Consider the following 624-nt stretch of genomic DNA (forward strand, 5'->3'; position numbering starts at 1 on the left):
CCGGGCGCCGCTCCCGCGACCTCGCCGGCCACCGCCGCCGCGCCGGGTGCCGCTCCTGGCGCCGCGACGTCTGCGCTTGCTGCCGCCCCCGGGGCGGCCGTGGCACCGCCGACGCTGAAGCTGCCGGCCCTGGCACCCGCGGTGAGCGTGGCGCCGCCCGCGCCACCCGCCGTCGAGACGGCGCCCAAGCCGGTCGCACCGCCGGGCGCGGAGGCCGCCGACACGGAGGCCGTCCCGCCTGCGCCGAAGACGGACGCGGCGGCGCCGCCGGTCGAGGAGGCCGCGGAGGGAGCGGGCGGCGAGGCCAAGCCCGCCCAGGCCGGTGCGGGCGGCGAGGCGGCCGACCCGCGCTCAGAGGCCGAAGCCGTCTTCCAGCAGGCCACCGGCGGCGAGACCACCGACGAGCCCGACGAGGACGGCGGCGAGGCCTTCGACCCCGCCGCCGAGGCCGAGGCCGAGAAGGAGCCCGACCCGGAGCCCGCGCCCGAGCCCAAGAAGGGCGCCGCGCCCGCCGCCGCGGCCGGTGGCGGTGGCGGGGGCGGTGGCGCCGCGCCCGGAGCCGCCGGGCCGGCGGCGGGGCTTCGGGCCAGGCCGGGGGCCAGCGGGGCTTGGGAAGAAAATCCG

1 pseudogene is annotated in these 624 nt (G+C 82.7%); it reads left to right on the forward strand.

Annotation, left to right across the window (positions count from 1 at the left end):
• Positions 1–624: pseudogene (locus tag OJ962_RS34230) on the forward strand (hypothetical protein); the annotation flags it as partial.

Source organism: Solirubrobacter deserti, assembly GCF_027587175.1.
GTDB classification, from domain to species: domain Bacteria; phylum Actinomycetota; class Thermoleophilia; order Solirubrobacterales; family Solirubrobacteraceae; genus Solirubrobacter; species Solirubrobacter deserti.